This window comes from Mycobacterium sp. 012931 (genome assembly GCF_000419295.1).
GTDB classification, from domain to species: Bacteria; Actinomycetota; Actinomycetes; order Mycobacteriales; family Mycobacteriaceae; genus Mycobacterium; species Mycobacterium marinum.
On the sequence record NZ_AOPX01000001.1, the window covers coordinates 1,692,034 to 1,711,400 of the forward strand.

General features: G+C 66.7%; 16 protein-coding genes and 1 pseudogene. 9 read left to right on the plus strand and 8 right to left on the minus strand.

The genetic code is table 11. The annotated features are described in order from the left end of the window. Positions 1–68: 68 nt before the first annotated feature. Together MMSP_RS07685 and MMSP_RS07690 are read left to right on the plus strand one after the other, a co-directional pair. Positions 69–756, plus strand: a pseudogene (locus MMSP_RS07685) (DUF5642 family protein). 27 nt (positions 757–783) lie between these two features. Beyond that, entirely contained in the window at positions 784–1,437 is a 654-nt protein-coding gene (locus MMSP_RS07690) for a DUF5642 family protein (RefSeq protein ID WP_015356990.1), read from the plus strand. Positions 1,438–1,462: 25 nt separating this feature from the next. Here MMSP_RS07690 and MMSP_RS07695 read toward each other — a convergent pair whose 3' ends face one another. Further along, positions 1,463–2,059 carry an alpha-ketoglutarate-dependent dioxygenase AlkB gene (locus MMSP_RS07695; RefSeq protein WP_179953042.1) on the minus strand — a complete coding sequence of 199 codons (597 nt, stop codon included), beginning with the start codon at positions 2,057–2,059 and terminating at the stop codon, positions 1,463–1,465. Positions 2,060–2,138: 79 nt separating this feature from the next. Between MMSP_RS07695 and arcA the strand changes: the two genes are divergently transcribed. After that, positions 2,139–3,347 carry an arginine deiminase gene (arcA, locus tag MMSP_RS07700; RefSeq protein WP_036426305.1) on the plus strand — a complete coding sequence of 403 codons (1,209 nt, stop codon included), beginning with the start codon at positions 2,139–2,141 and terminating at the stop codon, positions 3,345–3,347. Here arcA and MMSP_RS07705 read toward each other — a convergent pair. Further along, the gene (locus tag MMSP_RS07705) at positions 3,344–4,900 is read right to left on the minus strand and encodes a dolichyl-phosphate-mannose--protein mannosyltransferase (RefSeq protein ID WP_036426306.1); all 1,557 of its coding nucleotides are present in this window, start codon (positions 4,898–4,900) and stop codon (positions 3,344–3,346) included. The two genes, arcA and MMSP_RS07705, sit on opposite strands and share 4 nt — an antisense overlap. A 25-nt stretch (positions 4,901–4,925) precedes the next feature. On the opposite strand from MMSP_RS07705, the gene rsmI reads away from it, so the two are divergent. Further along, positions 4,926–5,780, plus strand: coding sequence for a 16S rRNA (cytidine(1402)-2'-O)-methyltransferase (gene rsmI, locus MMSP_RS07710; protein ID WP_020786156.1), 855 nt, complete (start codon positions 4,926–4,928; stop codon positions 5,778–5,780). On the opposite strand, the gene MMSP_RS07715 is transcribed toward rsmI, so the two are convergent. The 4 genes from MMSP_RS07715 to MMSP_RS07730 all read right to left on the minus strand — a co-directional run bounded on the left by MMSP_RS07715 (position 5,732) and on the right by MMSP_RS07730 (position 10,412). Beyond that, the gene (locus MMSP_RS07715) at positions 5,732–6,826 is read right to left on the minus strand and encodes a hypothetical protein (RefSeq protein WP_235065696.1); all 1,095 of its coding nucleotides are present in this window, start codon (positions 6,824–6,826) and stop codon (positions 5,732–5,734) included. The two genes, rsmI and MMSP_RS07715, sit on opposite strands and share 49 nt — an antisense overlap. A 124-nt stretch (positions 6,827–6,950) precedes the next feature. After that, a complete protein-coding gene (locus MMSP_RS07720; protein WP_036426308.1) occupies positions 6,951–8,225 on the minus strand; it encodes an aminodeoxychorismate synthase component I in 1,275 nt (424 codons plus the stop codon). A 100-nt stretch (positions 8,226–8,325) separates the two neighbouring features. Then, complete coding sequence (locus MMSP_RS07725) at positions 8,326–9,231, minus strand: RNA polymerase sigma-70 factor (RefSeq protein WP_015356983.1); 906 nt, start codon at positions 9,229–9,231, stop codon at positions 8,326–8,328. After that, positions 9,228–10,412 carry an NAD(P)/FAD-dependent oxidoreductase gene (locus MMSP_RS07730; RefSeq protein WP_020786158.1) on the minus strand — a complete coding sequence of 395 codons (1,185 nt, stop codon included), beginning with the start codon at positions 10,410–10,412 and terminating at the stop codon, positions 9,228–9,230. Before MMSP_RS07730 ends, MMSP_RS07725 begins: the two co-directional genes overlap by 4 nt. Positions 10,413–10,909: 497 nt before the next feature. On the opposite strand from MMSP_RS07730, the gene MMSP_RS07735 reads away from it, so the two are divergent. After that, a complete protein-coding gene (locus tag MMSP_RS07735; protein WP_015356982.1) occupies positions 10,910–12,613 on the plus strand; it encodes a hypothetical protein in 1,704 nt (567 codons plus the stop codon). A 67-nt stretch (positions 12,614–12,680) separates the two neighbouring features. Here the strand turns inward: MMSP_RS07735 and MMSP_RS07740 are convergent, their stop codons facing one another. Both MMSP_RS07740 and metG read right to left on the minus strand, forming a co-directional pair. Further along, complete coding sequence (locus MMSP_RS07740) at positions 12,681–13,277, minus strand: serine O-acetyltransferase (RefSeq protein WP_036426309.1); 597 nt, start codon at positions 13,275–13,277, stop codon at positions 12,681–12,683. A 283-nt stretch (positions 13,278–13,560) separates the two neighbouring features. Beyond that, complete coding sequence (gene metG / locus MMSP_RS07745) at positions 13,561–15,117, minus strand: methionine--tRNA ligase (protein WP_015356980.1); 1,557 nt, start codon at positions 15,115–15,117, stop codon at positions 13,561–13,563. Positions 15,118–15,150: 33 nt separating this feature from the next. Here metG and MMSP_RS07750 point away from each other — a divergent pair, with 33 nt between their 5' ends. From MMSP_RS07750 to MMSP_RS07765, 4 genes are all read left to right on the plus strand, one after another. Beyond that, positions 15,151–15,999: a TatD family hydrolase gene (locus MMSP_RS07750; RefSeq protein ID WP_020726411.1), complete on the plus strand. Its 849-nt coding sequence runs from the start codon at positions 15,151–15,153 to the stop codon at positions 15,997–15,999. Positions 16,000–16,169: 170 nt separating this feature from the next. Further along, entirely contained in the window at positions 16,170–17,297 is a 1,128-nt protein-coding gene (locus tag MMSP_RS07755; protein WP_036426310.1) for a resuscitation-promoting factor, read from the plus strand. Beyond that, positions 17,294–18,226, plus strand: a complete 933-nt coding sequence (gene rsmA, locus MMSP_RS07760) for a 16S rRNA (adenine(1518)-N(6)/adenine(1519)-N(6))-dimethyltransferase RsmA (protein WP_036426311.1) — start codon at positions 17,294–17,296, stop codon at positions 18,224–18,226. Before MMSP_RS07755 ends, rsmA begins: the two co-directional genes overlap by 4 nt. 58 nt (positions 18,227–18,284) lie before the next feature. Further along, complete coding sequence (locus MMSP_RS07765; RefSeq protein WP_179953019.1) at positions 18,285–19,247, plus strand: 4-(cytidine 5'-diphospho)-2-C-methyl-D-erythritol kinase; 963 nt, start codon at positions 18,285–18,287, stop codon at positions 19,245–19,247. The last annotated feature ends 120 nt before the right edge of the window (positions 19,248–19,367 follow it).

Genomic DNA, 19,367 nt, shown 5'->3' on the forward strand with positions numbered 1-19,367 from the left:
GGGGCCGGTGCGGACTCAAGCACCGGCGAACCCCCTGACGGGGCCCACGCAGCGTGATATGAACGGTCATGCGCCCGCTCTGGATCGGTCTGCTGGCCATCCTGCTGGTGGGCTCATGCGCGCGGTCCCCGGCGCCGGTGATCGTGCCGGTGCGATCCTCCCCGGCGGCGCGCTCCGCCGTCATCAACCCGGCCAACATCAAGCGGGTCGCCCGCGAACTGCCGCCCGGCTACGAAGTGGGCAGTGATGTCCCCGAAGGCGCGCCACCGCGCGCGCTCTGGCATCTGGGGGCCGGTGCGACCGCCACGCCGGCGCGATGCGCGACGCTTGCCGATCCGGGCGATGGGCGCGACCAGTTCGCCCAGGGGGTGTCCGGTTCGGGCGCCGGCGGCATCGTCAATGCGGTGGTGGTCTCGGTGCCGTCGGGCCCGGTGATCGTGGACGACAGCGTGGTCGCTGAGTGTGCGCAATGGACCATGTCCGACGGGAGCACCCGGGCCAACGTCGAGCTGGTCGAAGCTCCCCGCATCGAGGGCGCCCGAACGCTGGGCATGGTTGCCAGGGTTCGGACACCGGTGGAAGCCGGCACCGAAATCGACTCGCAGACATACACGTTCACCGCCTATCTGGGCGACTACTATTGCGTTCACCGCAGTGACCACCGACCCGGGTTCGGTGCTGCCGCCGCTGCCGCCGCTGCCGCCGCAGTTCGCCGCGGATCTGCTGGTCAAAACGGTGGCAATGTTACGAAGCTGACCTTTCGCGTTGGGTAGGGTAGCCACGATGTCGAAGGTGGCGCTGGCGCTCGGATTGGTGTGCTTGCTTGTCGGGTGTTCGCACGGAGCCGCGCCTTCGATGACCGCCGACATCTCCCGAGTTACGGAACTCAAATCGAGTTTCGGACCGGACTTCAAAGTCAGCGAGATCCCGCCCCGGGCTATCGATCCGCAGTTCTTTGCCGCCCGCAAATTGCCCGACGGACTGACCTTCGATCCGGCCATCTGCGCGACAGCGGCCGTGGGGCCACCGCTGCCACCCGGTTTGCAGGGCAATATGGCCGCTGTCACCGCCGAAGGCAATGGCAATCGATTCGTCGTCATCGCGGTGGAGACCTCGCAGACCCTGCCGACCAATGACCCGGGTAAGGAGTGCGCCAAGATCGCTTTCTCCGGTGCCGGGGTACGCGGCGGCATTGAGGTGGTCGAAGCCCCGCACATCGAGGGGGTGCACACACTCGGTGTGCATCGCGTGCTTCAGGCCCTGGTGGACGGATCGGCGCACACCGGCGAGCTTTACGATTTCTCCGCGCAATTCGGTGACTATCAGCTCAACGTCATCGCCAATCCGCTCGTCGTCCCGGGCCAGAACGTGGCGCCGGTAGACACCCACCGCGCCCGCGACCTACTCGTCAAAGCGGTGCAAGCGGTGCGTCGTTGAGGTTGTTGAGGTTTCGCCGGCGCCGCTAGCACACGCCGCGCGGCCGAAACTGGATGCTGACCCGCGGGCCCGCCGGGGTTGATGTCTTGGGTACCGAATGCTCCCAGGTGCGCTGACATGATCCGCCCATCACCAGCAGATCCCCATGCGCCAGTGGAAGCCGCAACGACGCTCCGCCGCCGCGCGGGCGCAGCGCGAAGATGCGGGTGGCGCCAAGGCTGACGATCGCGACCATGGTGTCCTCGGTGCTGCTGCGGCCGATCGTGTCGCCGTGCCAGGCGACGCTGTCGGAACCGTCTCGATAGCAACACAGTCCGACGGTGGTGAAGGGCTCGCCCAGTTCGCCACCGTAGATGTCGTTGAGCCGCCGCCGCATCCGGGCGAGCTCGGGGTGCGGCGGCTTTTCGATCATCAGGTCATGAAAACTGACCAGCCGGGGCACCTCCACCACCCGGTCATACATCTGGCGCCGCTCGGATCGCCAAGGAACGCGCGATATCAACGCCTCCAGCAGGTCATCGCCGGCTCTGAGCCAGTTCGCGCGGATATCGATGAAGGCGCCGTCGCCGAGTTGTCTTCGCTCGTTGTGCTCGAATAGCGAGCCCTGTACCGCGAACGCCACGGCACCGAGCTTATCGCACATCAGTTCGATGGCGACGTACGGCGCGACCGGTGAAGCCGGCACCGCTACGGTTTGAGTTGTGGTTGATGAGTTGGGCTCCAATTCCGAAGTGGGAACGCTGAAGGTCGTCATCCTGCACCGCCCGGGAACCGAATTGCGCAGGCTCACCCCGCGCAACAGCGACCAGCTGCTCTTTGATGGGCTGCCGTGGGTATCGCGGGCGCAGGAGGAGCATGACCAATTCGCCGAGCTGCTGCGCTCTCGTGGTGTGGAAGTGCTGTTGCTTTCCGAGCTGCTGACCGAGGCGCTGCACAGCGGCGCCGCCCGCATGCAGGGGGTCGCGGCCGCCGTGGATTCGCGTCGGCTTGGAATACCCTTGGCGCAAGAGCTTTCCGCTTACCTGCGTGGTCTGGACCCGGTTCGGCTGTCGCATGTCCTGACCGCCGGGATGACGTTCAACGAGCTTCCGGCCGATGCCCGCACCGACGTGTCGCTGGTGGTTCGGATGCACCACGACGCGGACTTTGTCATCGAGCCCCTGCCGAATCTGCTGTTCACCCGCGACTCGTCGATATGGATCGGGCCGCGGTTTGTCATCCCGTCGCTGGCGATGCGGGCGCGCGTACGCGAGGCGTCGCTGACCGACATCATCTACGCCCATCACCCGCGCTTCACCGGAATACGCCGCGCCTACGAGTCGCGCACCGCTCCCGTCGAGGGCGGTGACGTGCTGCTACTGGCTCCCGGCGTGGTTGCCGTCGGGGTGGGGGAGCGAACCACGCCGGCCGGTGCGGAAGCATTGGCGCGGAGCCTTTTTGATGACGACCTCGCCCACACGGTGCTGGCCGTGCCGATCGCTCAGCGGCGTGCCCAAATGCATTTGGATACCGTGTGCACGATGGTCGACGTCGACAAGGTGGTGATGTACGCGAACGTCGTCGATGAGCTCACGGCCTTCACCATCGAGCGCCAGCCCGATGGCGTCACCATCAGCGATGCGGTTCCGTTCGTGGAGGCGGCCGCCCGTGCGATGGGCATCGAAAAGCTGCAGGTCATCGGGACCGGTATCGATCCCGTTGTCGCCGAACGTGAGCAGTGGGACGACGGAAACAACGCACTGGCGTTGGCGCCGGGTGTCGTCGTCGCCTACGAGCGCAATGCCCAGACCAACGCGCGCCTCGAGGCGGCGGGCATCGAAGTGCTCACCATCGGCGGATCCGAGTTGGGTACCGGCCGGGGCGGGCCGCGGTGCATGTCATGCCCGGTCGCCCGAGACCCCTTGCCCTAGCGCCAGCTGGGGAGCCACATCTGCATGTCCCAGGTCTGCTGTGAGATCGGCAGGCCGGTGAGCACCGGAAACAACCACGCGAAGTTTGTCGCCACCAACGCGATGTAGCAGCAGACGAAGATCAGCCCCAAGGTGTGCCGCTCCTTGCCCTGGCCGGGCTGGTGGAGGATGTCACCGAGAATCAACGCGATGGCCATCACCAAAAATGGGGCCATGGTCGCCGCATAGAAGAAGTACATCTGTCGATCGATGTCGGCGAACCAGGGCAACCACCCGGCGCAGTAGCCAACCAGGACGACCGCGTAACGCCAGTCCCGGCGCACAAACATTCGCCACGCCGCGTAGAGCAACACCGGCACGGCCAGCCACCACATTGCGGGCGTGCCGACCAGCATCTCGGCCTTGACACAGGACTGTGGACCGCAGCCGGGAACGTTCTGCTGATCGATGGCATAAAGCACCGGGCGCAACGACATCGGCCAGCTCCACGGCTTGGACTCCCATGGGTGGTGATTGCCGGCGGAATTCGTCAGGGTGGCGTGGAAGTGAAACGCCTTGGCGGTGTAGTACCAGAGCGACCGAATGGCGTCGGGCAGCGGAACCACGCTATCGGGACCGATGGTCAGGCCCACCTGGTGGCGGTCAATCGCAGTCTCCGACGCGAACCACCCCGCATAGGAGGCCAGGTAGACCCCGAACGGGATGAGCGCCAGCGCATATCCGGTGGGGATGAGGTCGCGACGCAACATCCCCAGCCATGGCCGGGGCACCCGATACTGACGCCGCGCCGCCACGTCGAACGCCAGCGACATGGCGCCGAAGAACGCGATGAAATACAGACCAGACCACTTGGTGGCGAAGGCCAGGCCCAGCAGCACCCCGGCACCGAAGCGCCACCACCGCACCCCCAGCCGCGGGCCCCAGGCCGTCTCGCCGATACGTCCCTGCAGCATGGCGACGTGCATGCGCGCCCGCACCTGATCGCGATCGACGATGAGCGCGCCGAAGGCGGCCGCCACGAAAAACGTCAGGAAGCCGTCGAGCAGCGCGGTGCGGGCGGCCACGAAGCTGACGCCGTCACAGATGAGCAGTAGTCCGGCAATGGCTCCGACCAGGGTTGACCGGGTGATGCGGCGCACTATCCGCACCACCAGCGCCACCATGACCACGCCCAGCAGCGCGCCGCTGAATCGCCACCCCAATCCGGTGTACCCGAACAGGGCCTCACCGATCGCAATCATCTGTTTGCCGACGGGAGGATGAACGACCAGGCCGAACCCCGGGTTGTCTTCGATGCCGTGGTTGTTGAGCACCTGCCAGGCTTGCGGTGCGTAGTGTTTCTCGTCGAAGATCGGCGTGCCGGCATCGGTCGGCGAACCCAGGTTCAGGAACCGGGTCACCGCGGCGAGCAGCGTGATTACGCCGGTCACCACCCAGCCGCGCAACCGGTCGACCGGCCCGAAATCCGCGATCGGCACCAGCGGTCCGGGACTGACAACGGGTACCGCGCGTTCCCCGGCGACGACGGAGGTTTCTTGAGGCGGTGCGGTCATCGGTGTCGATCGTAGGCTGTCGGTCATGACCGTTGGTCGTCTGCTGCTCGGGGCAACCCCATTGGGCCAGCCCTCGGATGCGTCCGCGCGCCTGATCGATGCGCTCACCAGTGCCGATGTGGTGGCGGCCGAGGACACGCGCCGCGTGCGAACCCTGGCCAAGGCGCTCGACATCTCGATTGGCGGCCGCGTGGTCAGCCTGTTCGATCGGGTTGAGGCCTTGCGGGTGGGCACCCTGGTCGAGGCGATTGAAGCCGGCGCGACGGTGTTGGTGGTCAGCGACGCCGGAATGCCGATCATCAACGACCCCGGCTATCGATTGGTGGCGGCGTGTATCGAGGCCGGGATCTCGGTGACTTGCCTGCCCGGGCCGTCCGCGGTAACGACGGCACTGGTGGTATCCGGTTTGGCGTCGGACAAGTTCTGCTTCGAGGGGTTTGCGCCACGCAAGAGCGGGGCGCGCCGGGCCTGGCTGGCCTCGCTGGCCGAAGAGCCGCGCACCTGCGTGTTCTTCGAGTCACCGCGCAGGCTGGCGGCGTGCCTGCGCGATGCCGTCGAGCAGCTCGGGGGTTCGCGTCCCGCCGCGGTCTGCCGGGAACTGACGAAGGTGCACGAGGAGGTGCGACGCGGATCGCTCGGCGAACTTGCCGACTGGGCGGCCGACGGCGTGCTCGGCGAAATCACCGTGGTACTGGCCGGTGCTGCCCCGTTGCACGTCGACCTGCAGTCGCTGGTGGCGGAGGTGGAGAACCTCGTCGCGGGCGGCATTCGGGTCAAAGACGCCTGCAGTGAGGTGGCTACGGGGCACCAGGGCATCCGTACGCGCGAACTCTACGATGCGGTCCAGCTGGCGCGCCGCGAAACGGATGCGGCGCCGTAGCTGCCGATCAGTTGGGTCGCTGCCAGCATCGTCGGATCGCCCCCGGGCAGAATGGCCTGAAGGTTTGGCAGGCCGCCCGGCAGCTGCGGCAGTCCGCCCGTCACCATCGCCATCACATCGGTGGCCGACATGCCCGGCAGCGCGGCCTGAAGCATGGGCAGCATGGAGGCCAGCTGCGGCGCTCCGCCCATCACGGCCACCGCCAGCAGGTCGGTGGTTGACACGCTCGCCAGACCCGGCAAGGCATTGGCCGCCTCGGTCAGCAGAGTTGCTGGAGACACTCCCGACAGGGCGGGCAGGCTAAGACCCGGTATTCCGCCCATTGACGCCAGCGTGACCAGACCTGCGGGGGTCAGGCCGGGCAAGGCGGCCAGGCCCGGCGCGGCCAAGGTGGGCAGCAGTGATGATGCCGTCGCCGTGGAGGGCAGCAGCATATTGGTCACGGAGCTGATCGGTACGCTGAGGTCCGGCAGGATTCCTGCCGAGCGCAGGGTGTTGTAGGCGAGCATGACGTAGGTGACTGCCAGTGCGCCGGAAGTCACGGCGCTCGTCACTGAGCCGGTGATGCCCAGCACCGAGCCGACCACGTTCGGCACCGAGGGCACACCGATCGTGGGGAAACCAACCGTCGGAACACCCGCGCTGGGAAGACCGACACCGGGGATGCCAACGCCGGGAATGCCGACGTCAGGGACGCCGGCAGGGGGCGGCAACGCGGTCAGGGCCGAGCCGCCCGCGTCCAGGCCGCCCGGTAGGCCCGATCCGCCGGGAATGCGAGCTGCTGCAGGGACCGCGGGTGGCTGCTCCAAGCCCGGCAGCATGGCCTGCGGTGCCTCGGCGGGGGTTATCTCCGCCGGTCCGGCGGGCTGTGCTGCCTCTCCGGGCGGCTTCGGTATCAGGACCGATGCCAGCCGGTCGCATTGCTGCCCCGCGGTGCATGCCCCCTGGTTAGGCGCGTGCATCGGCCCGGACATGGTCAGTGGCGAAACCGCCACCGTCCCGCCCACCATGGCCGCGGCGGCAACGCCAACGACACCGACTCTCATGAAGGTCCCCTCTCGCATTCGACCGCGGCGCGCACACGGGTCGATGCTTAGGGGCTTAGGCGTCAGCGGCCCATTGCGTGGGCGTTGGCCGAAATTCGTTGGTTATCGGGGCCTGGTTTGCTGACTAGCCCACCCTGGTGGCGGTTGTGGGCGCCGGCAAGCCAACGACGGGCGCGGCCTTATGCAGGCATTCTTCCCATTCGGCGCCGGGATCGGAGTCGGCGGTGATGCCGCCTCCCGCGCCCAGTACCGCGTTGCCTATCGTGTCGAATTCCACGGTGCGGATGGCGACGTTGAGCTCGCAACCGGCGATTGGAGAGGCCAAACCAACTGTGCCGCAGTAAATTCCACGACGGCGCTGTTCCCATTGCGAAATCAATTGGCGGGCACGGAGTTTGGGTGTTCCGGTGACCGAGGCGGGTGGGAAGGTGGCGTCCAGGAGCGCCGAGGTCGGCAACTCGACCGGGACCTGGGCCGACACCGTGGACACCAGGTGCCACACCCCAGGGGCGCGCCGCACCACCAGCAGTTCGGGCACCGTCACGGTGCCGGTAATCGCAACCCGGCCAAGGTCGTTGCGGACCAAGTCCACGATCATGATGTTTTCGGCCACCTCTTTGGGCGATGCCCGCAACGCCGACGGCCAGGCGTCCAGGGGCAGGGTCCCCTTGATCGGGCTGGATGTCACCGTGTCGCCGCGACGCTGCAGGAAAAGCTCGGGGGACAGCGATGCGATCGCGCCCCAATCGCCGGCGACATAGGCGGCCCGGGCCGGGGAAGTGCGCGCGACTCCGTCGATGAAGAAATCCAGTGGGTCCCCGGCCACCGTTCCGGTGAACTGGGTGCATACGCACGCCTGGTAGACCTCGCCGGCCGCGATCGCATCCAAGCAGGCCAGCACGCCTTCGCGGTGTGCGTGCCGGTCGGCCGTTCCCCAGTCGATCAGGCAGGTCGCCGCCGGGCGGGCGGATAGCCCCGGGGTTGCTGATAGCGCGTTGCCCAGCCAGTCCGGCATGGGCGCACCGGACAGGTTTTCGTACCACCACCGCCCGTCGCGGTCCCGGCGCAGCACGCTGTCGGTCCAGCCGCCGGCCGCTTCCGGGATTCGGCCACCGTGTCCGTCGGCGCCAGGGTCTGGATAGGACAGGTAGCCCACCCAGCCGCCACCGACCGCGCCCGGCACCGACGCCGCCGCGGTATCGGCGCCGCGCCGGATCGGGAAGGTATCTGTGCTGGTCACCGGCCGCACCGACACACTGGGGGCGATGACTGCCAGCGCGCCGAACCATTCGCCAGTGAGGGCGGCCGGCGGCGGCAGATCCAGTTGCCGGGTGGCATGGCCGACGGCGCGCAGCACCTGGGGGGCGCTGCCAAGATCGCCGAGCCGGTCGATTAACACCGCTTTAGCTTGACAGAACGATGGGTTTTCGCACGCCACGAGTCCAGCCCGGCGACGGCAGGCGGTGCGGCGGTGCCGGTGAGCGGCCGGGCCGCGACGCCTAGCCGCGGCTGATTTCGTGGGCCCGCGCCACCGCCGTCAGCTTGTCCGGATTACGCATCACATAGAAGTTGGTGATCTTGTCGCCGACGATTTCCAGCGTGATCACTCCCTCCAACTGCCCGCCGAGATAGAACAGGACCGCGGGAGCACTGTTGCACGTCACCAGCTCGACCTGCAGTTCGGTTGCTGCTTTGCGGATGAGCCCGGTGATGGCCCTGGCCACCCGTTCGGCGCCGACCACCGGCTTGCGGGCCGCAGACACCTTGCCGCCACTGTCGGCCAGCCAGGTCGCATCCGGTGCCAGCATCGCCATCAACGCTTCCACGTCGCCGCTGGCAGCGGTCTGCAGAAACTGGGCGGTGAGCTGCGCATTGCGTTGCGGGTCGACATCGCCGTACTTCTTGCGCCGCGCCTGGATGTGCGCGCGGGCCCGGTGAGCGACCTGGCGCACCGTCGGAGCGGGCTTTCCCACCGCGTCGGCGATCTCCTCATAGTCGAATCCGAACACCTCGCGCAGTACGAACACCGCGCGCTCGTCGGGGGTCAGGGTCTCCAGCAGGACCAGCATGGCCATCGACACCGATTCCGCGAGTACCAGATCAGCCGACGGGTCGCTCTCGTCGAGTAGCAGCGGCTCGGGGAGCCACGGCCCCACGTACTCCTCGCGGCGGCGAGCGCCGGCCCGCAATGCGTTAAGCGACTGGCGAGTTACCAGTTGGGCCAGGTAGGACTTGGTGTCGCGGACGGCCGACAAGTCGACCGCCGCCCACCGCAAATAGCTCTCCTGCAGCACGTCGTCGGATTCGGTTGCTGAGCCCAGGATTTCGTAGGCAATGGTGAACAACAGCGGGCGCAGCAGGGTGAACCGTTCGGCATGCTCGTCACTGTGCGACGGTGGTGTCATGGGAGCACAACCGGTTGCTCGGCCGACGGTTGGACGGGTCGGCTGCCGCCCTTCAGCCAGAAGTACGAGCCGGGTTTGGCGGCCTCGCGCCGCAGCGCCCACAGGGTGCCCTTGCAGATGGCTTCCTTGACTGCCGCGCCGGCACGGCCGCCGATGATCACGTTCACCGGGGTGTCGTCGGTGTGCGCGAGTTGAATCGTGCCGTAGCTGCGGCCCACGCTGATGCATTGTCCGACGAACGCCTGGTTCAGCGCGACGGGTTGATCTCCAGCGATCCGGCTCAGCACCGTGTTTGCCGCCTGGGCCCCCAGCGGCCCGGCGGCTTGGCAGCTCATCCGCAAGGGCTGGCCCGACGGCGCGACGGCGTCGCTGGCGGCAACGATGCGGTCATCGCTGACGCTGGTCAGCGTCTCATCGGTGAGCAATCGGCCCAGATCGTCGGTGCGGAGCCCGCTGCGGGCGGCCAGATCCGGGACACCGAATCCCGCCGTCCACACGGTGGCGGCGCTGGCGAGCACCGTGTCATCGGCCAGCACCACCGCATTCCACCGGACTTCGCTGACGGCCGCCGATTCCAGCACGTTCACCCCGAGTTTGCCCAGTTGCCTGGCCACCGAGCGGCGGCCGCGGTTGCTCAATGACGGCCCCAGCCTGCCGCCGCAGACCAACGTGACGCGGCGGCCACGCTCGGCAAGCTCGGCCGCGGCCTCGATGCCGGTCAATCCGCCGCCGACCACGGTGATGGCGGCGTCGGCGGGCAGATCGGCCATCGCGTGCCGCAGCCGTGTCGCGCCGTCGAGGTCGGCCACCGAAAATGCGAACTCGGCGGCGCCTGCCACGGCGGGCATCGCCGCGGTGCTGCCGACGGCGTAGATCAGGTAGTCGTAGCCCAGCTCGGATCCCGATGTCAGTAGCAACCGGTGTTCATCGGCGTCGATCCGGTCGACGGCGTCGACCACCAGGTGAATGCCGTCGCCGAGCATCGAGTCGTAGTCGACGGTGGCGGTGCCGCTGCCCGCGGCCAACTGGTGCAACCGAATCCGCTCGACAAAGACAGGACGCGGGTTCACCACGGTGATCTCCAGGTCCGCACGCGACCTCAAGTGGTTGGCGGCCATGATTCCGGCGTAGCCGCCGCCGATCACGACGACATGGTTGCGGTCCTCGGTCATCTCGCTCATCTGCTGCCTCCGTGTTGTTGCCGTTGTTGCGGACTCTTGGGGAACGCAACGGACTTGTGCCCTCAAGACACCGCAGACCGGCCTGCCGTGACAGTAAGGGCCCCGATTGTGAGCTGTCTCACTTTCGGCACGCCCGGTCCCACGGCCGGGCCTGCTTGCGCCAACCACCTCCGGTTAGCTGACCGGGCGCATCGTCACCGCATTGGGCCGTCGCGCGCCGGCTCGGCGGCGCGGCTGGACCGGGCGTGCGTGTTAGGCTCGCTTAACTAGAATCGAGCCGTGACTTTCCCGGTAGACCCGGCGGAAAACCAGGCGAACTGGGGTTTATCAATGCGCACTGGCGTGCATTCGAAAATCTGGGCTCGAACAGGCCGCTCGTCAACTGAAGGTAGTCAGCAACGCGTTGGCGGCGTTGTTATCCGCTCGTTGGATGCCGATGCCGTTGCTCGCCGACCGCGAGGCGTCGATGCTCGGCGCGATCTGGCTCGAATGTGAGAATGGTTCGGACAATTAAGAAACACACATCGATCGTTGTTGCGTGCGTGGTTCTTCTACTGGGCGGGGCACTCGACGGCTGCAGCAGAAGCCACGAAAACAACAGCCCACTGGCCGCGATAGTCAGTCCCGCGATTCCGGCAGCTTCCCAGGAGCTCCCCAACCCGCTGCGCGGCCAGTACGAAGACCTCTTGGAACCGCTGTTCCCGCAACGCGATCCCGCCCAGCAGCGGTACCCGGCTTGGCCGGCGTCGTTCGACGCCAGCTTGCGTCTCCCGTGGCGCCAGCTGCAGCCGGTGGATCCGGCCACGCTGGGGCCCAACCCTCCCGATGAACTCAAGTACGACTTCGGCCTGATCGACGACGCGCTGAGCAAGCTGGCCGATCGTCGCATGCGCTTGACCCTGCGCATCTACGCCTACAACTCCTGCTGCAACGACTCCTACCCGAACAACACCAACATCGCCGTGCCCGACTGGTTGCGCGCGATTCCGGGAACCACCACCAGCTATCCGGGGCCGGCCCACGGCGTGGGTGCCGGAGTGACGCAGGTGGTGCCGAACTTCAACGATCCCACCTATCTGCGCAGCTTCGGCGAGTTGCTGGCGGCGCTGGGCCGCCGCTACGACGGCGACGAACGGCTCAGCGTGTTCGAGTTCTCCGGATACGGAGACTTCAGCGAAAACCACATCGCCTATCTGCGTGACTCGCTAGGTGCGCCCGGTCCGGCCCCCGATGCCAGCGCCGCCGCCCTTGGTTACTACAGCCAGTTCCGCGACCAGAACATCACCACCGATTCCATTCGGCAGCTGGTCGGGGCGAACGTCAGCGCCTTCCCCCGAACCCAATTGGTGACCAGTCCGGCCAACCCGGAGATCGTTCGCGAACTCCTTGCCGACGACGTCACCAAGAAGCTTTCCGCGCCGGTCGGTATCCGGTCGGACTGCCTTGGGGTCTATGCGCCAATGCCGGCCTGGGCGGACGGCAATGGCGCTCACTACGTGCAGACCCAAGATCCCGTGGTCGGGCAGCTGCGGCAACGACTGGCCACGGCGCCGGTGATCACCGAATGGTGCCAATTGCCCGAGGGCACCACGCGGCAGGCCTACTACGAGAAGGGCCTGCGCGACGTCATGAGATACCACGTCTCGATGACATCGAGCATCAACTTCCCCGACGAGGACTCGCGCTCACCGATGGATCCCAAGCTGTACTTGCTGTGGGCCCAGGCCAATGCGACCGCGGGATATCGCTATTCGGTCGAAGCCAAACCCGGATCCCAAGGGATGGACGGCAAGGCGGCGACCATCTCGGTGGTCTGGACCAACTCCGGCTCCGCCGCTGCGACCGAGAAATGGGTACCCGGCTTCCGGTTGGTGGACTTCACCGGACAGACGATTCGCACGCTGCCATCGAGCGTGGACCTCAAATCTCTGGTTCCCGAGGCGCCCGGCGATCGCAATGCCATTGCGCCGATACCGGCGTCGGCAACCGAGACGGTACGTATCGATCTGACTGGCCTGCCGGCCGGTCACTACACGCTACGGGCTGCGATCGATTGGCAACAGCACAAACCGAATGGTTCGCACCTGGTGGACTATCCGCCCATGCTGCTGGCTCGGGACGGCCGCGACGATTCCGGCTTTTACGCCATTGCAGCACTCGATGTGCCCCGCGACGCGCAGACCTCGGTCAGCGATCAATGACACCGTAGGTTTGCTGACGTTGTGCTGAACGAGTTTCCTGTGCCGGTCGGCGATCTGGGTGCCGGACCTAGGAGCCCGGCCTCTGGGGGCGCAGGCCGCCCGGACGACGGTCCCTGACGACTCGGGCGGGAATGCCGGCGACCTCGACATCGTCAGGTACCGGCTTGATGACGACCGCGCTCGCGTAGATGACCACACGGCTGCCGACATCGGCGCCGAGCACCGTGGCTCCGACCGAGATGAAAACGTCATCGCCGATCGTCGGGTATTCGCCGGCGCGTCCTTCACCTATTGTCACGCCATGGTGGATTCGGCAATTCGAGCCGACTTTGGCGTTGCAGTTCACGACAATCGAGCCGATATGGGCGATCGAGAGGCCCGGGCCGAATACGTTGCGCGGGATGTCGAAGCCGAGGCGTTCGCCGAGGAACTTGGTTCGTAGCCGAAGATACCCGGCAAGGAGTCGGCCGGCCGGCGTCCGAGCCGAATTCGTCCAATACTCGGACTTGCGTAGCAAACGCTGAAAATGCGCGGGGCGCTGCAAGATCCGGTGCCGGAGCAGGGCTCCGGCGTTCCCTGGGGGCCGGAGTCGCCAGCGATCCAGGCCGTAGGCGTGTAGATCCGCGGCCAGGTATGACTCCAGGTTCTTGCGATTCTCGATCACTGCGGAAACATCCTATTGGTCCGCTTGATGCCGGGATCTAGCCTGGCGCCTGGCCGTTCGCTCTGCGAGCCCGGGAGTCTGGACAAATCCGGAGTCTTGGCGTTGAAACCCCCTGCTCACCTTGAAAGCATGCCCGGCAAAACCGTTGCGCGGGAAGCGTCCTTGGCGCCACGGCGTCGACCGGCCAAGCCGAAAGTGCGGCAGTGGGGTGGGCTCCCAAAAGTGGTTCGCTCAACCGCACTACTGCCGCAGCGGTACAGGCGATCGGCCGCGCTGGTAACGCTTACCCGGTTTCGGAAGGCGGCGGCTGGTAGCGCGGGAATACACCGGTGGGCGACGGCATCGCGGTGCCCGGGACCAGGCGGGCGCCGATGGCGTTGAACGACCGCTGATCTGGCCGCTGGCCCAGCAGGTCCAACAACTTGGCGGCCGACTCCGGCATGACCGGCGCAACCAGTAGCGCCGCGATGCGCACGGCCTCACATGTGGTGTAGAGCGTCGTGCGGAACCGGGCTTGGTCGGTCTCGGACTCGCTCTTGCGCAGCACCCACGGCTGCTGGTCGGAAAAGTATTTGTTCGCATGGCCGAGCATCAGCCAAATCGCTTCCAGAGCAAGGTGCATCGACTGATTGTCGAAGTGTTCGCGCACCCGTTCCAGCAGCCCGTCGGCGATCGCCAGCAGCTCCCTGTCGGCGGCGGAGAATTCGCCGGGCTCGGGTACCGCCCCGCCCAGGTTCTTGGCGATCATCGACAACGACCGCTGGGCCAGGTTTCCCAGCTCGTTGGCCAGATCGGTGTTGATCCGGTTGATGATGGCTTCTTCGCTGTAGCTGCCGTCCTGCCCGAATGGGACCTCGCGCAGTAAGAAGTAGCGAACCTGGTCCACTCCATACGTTTCGATCAGGCCCATCGGGTCGATGGTGTTGCCCAGCGACTTGCTCATCTTTTCGCCGCGGTTGTGCAAGAACCCGTGCGCGAAAACCCGGCGCGGCAGCTCGATGCCGGCCGACATCAAGAATGCCGGCCAGTAGACGGCGTGGAACCGGATGATGTCCTTGCCGATCATGTGCAGATCAGCCGGCCAGTAGCGCAGGAAGGCCTCCGAGCCGGTATCCGGGTAGCCGGCCCCGGTCAGATAGTTGGTCAGCGCGTCGACCCACACGTACATGACGTGGTCGGGATGTCCGGGTACCGGAACGCCCCAGTTGAACGACGTGCGGGAGACCGATAGGTCTTTGAGCCCACCGGAGACGAAGCTGACCACCTCGTTGCGCCGCACCTCGGGCGCGATGAAATCCGGGTTGGCTTCGTAGTGCGCCAGCAGTTTGTCGGCGTAGGCCGACAGCCGGAAGAAGTAGGTCTGCTCCTCGGTCCAGGTCACCGGGGTTCCGGTTTCGGTGGCTATCCGGGTGCCGTCGACAACTTGGGTCTCCGACTCGACGAAGAACCTTTCATCGCGCACCGAGTACCAGCCGGAATAGCTGTCCAGATAGATGTCGCCGGCAGCATCCATGCGCCGCCAGATCTCCTGGGAGGCCTCGTAGTGGTCGGAATCGGTGGTGCGAATGAACCGGTCGAAGGAGATGTTCAACGCTTCCTGCATGCGCTGGAACACATCGGAATTGCGCCGGGCCAGCTGCGCGGTCGGGATGTCCGCGGCCGCGGCGGCTTGCGCCACCTTCAGCCCGTGCTCGTCGGTCCCGGTCAAGAAGCGGACGTCGAAGCCGTCGAGCCGCTTGAACCGGGCAATCGCGTCGGTGGCGATGTATTCGTATGCATGACCCACGTGCGGTGCGGCGTTGGGATACGCGATCGCAGTGGTGACGTAATAGGGCTTCATCTCAGAACCCACCCTATTGGTTAGTCCTATTGTGTGCGCGTGAGCTCCAACCGCGCCGCCAAACGAGAAGCACCGCCCGCCCCGCAGCCCCTGGCACCGTTGATCGACGCGCATACCCATCTCGATGCCTGCGGCGCCGCCGATGCCGCGGGAGTGATCGCCATCGTCGACCGTGCCGCGGCGGTCGGGGTGGAGGCGGTGGTGACCATCGCTGACGATCTGGAATCGGCGCGATGGGTGACCCGTGCGGCCGAGTGGGATCCGCGGGTCTACGCCGCGGTGGCGCTGCACCCGACCCGGACCGACGCGCTGACCGAGGCCGCGCGCCGTGAAATCGAAGAACTGGTAGCTCATCGGCGGGTAGTGGCGGTGGGGGAGACCGGTATGGACATGTATTGGCCGGGCCGACTGGAAGGATGTGCGGACCCCGACGTGCAGCGGGAGGCTTTTGCCTGGCACATCGACCTGGCCAAGCGGACCGGCAAGCCGCTGATGATCCACAACCGGCAGGCCGATCGCGAGGTGCTCGACGTGCTGCGCGCCGAGGGCGCTCCCGACACCGTGATCTTCCACTGCTTCTCGTCGGACGCTGCGATGGCTCGCGAGTGTGTGGCGGCCGGATGGTTGCTGAGCCTGTCCGGGACGGTGAGCTTCCGCAACGCCCGCGAGCTGCGCGAAGCGGTCCCGCTGATACCGCTGGACCAGCTTCTGGTCGAAACCGATGCACCTTTTTTGACCCCGCACCCCTACCGCGGTGCAGCGAACGAACCGTATTGCCTGCCCTACACCGTTCGGGCGCTCGCTGAGCTGCTCAATGGTAGTGCTGAGGAATTGGCCCAGGTAACGGCCAGCAATGCTCGGCGAGTGTATGGACTAGGCTAGGCCAACAGGCGATTCCCGGTCCGCGGTTGTAACACCCCGCCGCCGGAGTTGCTCAACATTGGACGGTTCGTTACCGTCTTGTTATCGAACAGGTGGGCCTCTGGGTCCATTTTGTCATTTTCTGCTGAAAAGGTCGTTGGGTTGTTGCTGAGGTCGGGGATAGACGGACGTTGAATCTGATTACGAAACTTCATCAAACTGAATCGCCCATGTTGCGCGCTGTGGTTGGCGCTCTGCTGGTGGGACTGGCCCTGGCCGGCGGCTACGCAGTTTCTGCGTCCAAGACCGTGACATTGACCGTCGATGGAACCGCGATGCGGGTGACGACGATGAAGTCGCGGGTGATCGACATCGTTCAGGAGAACGGCTACTCCGTCGGAGACGGTGACGACCTGTATCCGGCCGCCGAAGTGGCGGTGCACAACGCGGAGACCATCGTGCTGCGGCGCAGCCGCCCGCTGGAGATCTCGCTGGACGGCCACCAGGTCAAGAAGGTGTGGACCACGGCCTCCACCGTGGATGAGGCGCTGGCCCAACTCGCGATGACCGACACGGCTCCGGCCACGGCCTCTCGTGGCAGCCGGGTGCCGCTGGCGGGGATGGCATTGCCCGTCGTCAGCGCCAAGAACGTGCAGATCAACGACGGCGGTGTGGTGCGCAGCGTGCACTTGCCGGCCGCCAACGTCGCGGCGTTGCTGAGCGCGGCCGGCGCCCCGTTGCAGGGCAACGACCAGGTGGCGCCCAGTGCGGCGACTCCGATCGTCGACGGCATGCAGATCGAGGTGACGCGTAACCGCATCGAGCGGGTCACCGAGCGGGTGGAGCTGCCCCCGCCGGCGCGGCGCATCGAGGACCCCGAGATGAACATCAGCCGGGAAGTGGTGGAGGACCCGGGTGCGCCGGGAACCCAGGACGTGACCTTCGCGGTCGCCGAGGTCAACGGCGTGGTGACCGGCAAGCTGCCGGTCGCCAACGTGGTGATCACTCCGGCGCGCGAAGCGGTGGTCCGGGTGGGCACCAAGCCGGGCACCGAAGTGCCCGTGGTGATCGACGGATCCGTCTGGGATGCCATCGCGGGTTGTGAGGCCGGCGGCAACTGGGCGATCAACACCGGGAACGGCTACTACGGCGGCGTGCAGTTCGATCAGGGCACCTGGGTGGCTAACGGCGGGCTGCGGTACGCCGAGCGGGCTGACCTGGCCACCCGCGAAGAACAGATCGCGGTGGCCGAGGTGACCCGTCAACGGCAGGGCTGGGGCGCCTGGCCCGTGTGTAGTGGGCGAGCGGGGGCACACTGACCATCCGGCTGCTCGGGCGTACCGAGATCCGGCGGCTGGCCAAAGAACTCGATATCCGGCCACGCAAATCCCTTGGACAGAACTTCGTCCACGACGCCAACACCGTGCGCAAGGTCGTTGCTGTCTCCGGTATCACCCGGTCTGACCAGGTGCTCGAAGTTGGTCCCGGGCTGGGCTCGCTGACGCTGGCCCTGCTGGAGCGCGGCGCCGCCGTGACGGCCGTCGAGATCGACCCGGTGCTTGCGGCTCGGCTACCCCAAACCGTGGCCGAGCACTCCGATAGCGAGATCGGGCGCTTGACCGTCGTCCATCACGACATCTTGACGCTGCGCAGGCAGGACGTGGCCGACCAGCCGACCGCGGTGGTCGCCAATCTGCCCTACAACGTCGCGGTTCCCGCGTTGCTGCATCTACTCGCCGAGTTCCCGTCCATCCGGGTCGTGACCGTGATGGTCCAGGCTGAGGTCGCCGAACGGCTTGCCGCCGAACCAGGTGGCAAGGAATACGGCGTGCCCAGCGTCAAGGTCGGCTTCTACGGACGGGTGCGCCGCTGCGGCATGGTGTCGCCCACGGTGTTCTGGCCGATCCCGCGCGTCTACTCCGGCTTGGTCCGCATCGACCGCCACGAGACCACGCCCTGGCCCACCGACGAGAACTTCCGCCGGCAGGTGTTCGAATTGGTGGACATCGCCTTCGCGCAACGGCGCAAGACATCGCGAAACGCGTTCCTGGAGTGGGCGGGCTCGGGCAACGAATCGGCCAATCGGTTGCTCGCGGCCAGCATCGACCCAGCTCGTCGTGGTGAGACGCTGTCCATCGAGGACTTCGTGCGATTGCTCACCCGCTCTGCCGACACCTCCGGTGGGCCGCCCGACGCCGGTGTGGCAGGCGATGAGGGGCAGGTGCCGGGGCCGGTTTCGGCGACCTGATCGGTGGTGGACGCACGCCGGTAGGTGTGTTCGCAGGTTGCAGCGATAGTCTGCTGCGGTGTCGAGGACGTCGGACGGAAACACCGCTGAGTTGTGGGTGCCTACCGGGTCGGCGACCGTAAGGGTCCCCGGCAAGGTCAACCTGTACCTGGCGGTCGGCGATCGCCGCGATGACGGCTATCACGAGTTGACCACGGTGTTTCACGCGGTCTCCCTGGTCGACGAGGTGACGGTGCGCAACGCCGACCTGCTGTCGCTGGAGGTCGTCGGCGAGGGCGCCGACAAACTGCCCACCGACAAACGCAACCTCGCCTGGCAGGCGGCCGAGCTGATGGCCGAACACGTCGGCCGCGCACCGGACGTGTCGATCTTCATCGACAAGTCGATTCCGGTGGCCGGCGGCATGGCCGGGGGCAGCGCCGACGCGGCCGCGGTACTGGTGGCGATGAATTCGCTGTGGGAGCTCAACCTGCCCCGGCGTAACCTGCGCATGCTGGCCGCGCAGCTGGGCAGTGATGTGCCCTTTGCGCTGCACGGCGGTACCGCGCTGGGCACGGGCCGCGGCGAGGAACTGGCGACGGTCTTGTCCCGGAATACCTTCCACTGGGTGCTGGCGTTCGCACGCAGTGGCCTGTCCACCCCGGCGGTGTTCACCGAGCTGGACCGGCTCAGGGACGTGGGGAGTCCACCTCGGCTCGCCGAGCCCGGGCCGGTGCTGGCGGCTCTGGCGGCCGGCGATCCCGAGCAGCTGGCGCCCCTGCTGGGTAACGAGATGCAGGCCGCCGCGGTGAGCCTGGACCCGGCGCTGCGCCGGGCGCTGCGTGCCGGGGTGGAGGCCGGCGCCCTCGCCGGCATCGTCTCGGGCTCCGGTCCGACGTGTGCCTTCCTGTGCCGCACGGCCGAGTCCGCGCTGGATGTCAGCGCGCAGCTGTCGGGAGCGGGCGTCTGTCGTACCGTTCGAATCGCCACCGGACCGGTGCCGGGAGCCCGGGTGGTGCCGACGCCGGGAACCCCGGAGTAGCCGGGCACGATAGTTCGCAGAGCACCGTCTGAGAAGCGGATTGTGAAATCTGCCTCAATACGCGTGAGGGTTTGGCAGTTCTTTAAGAACTGCTTAAGATAATCCGCGGTGACGAGTAGT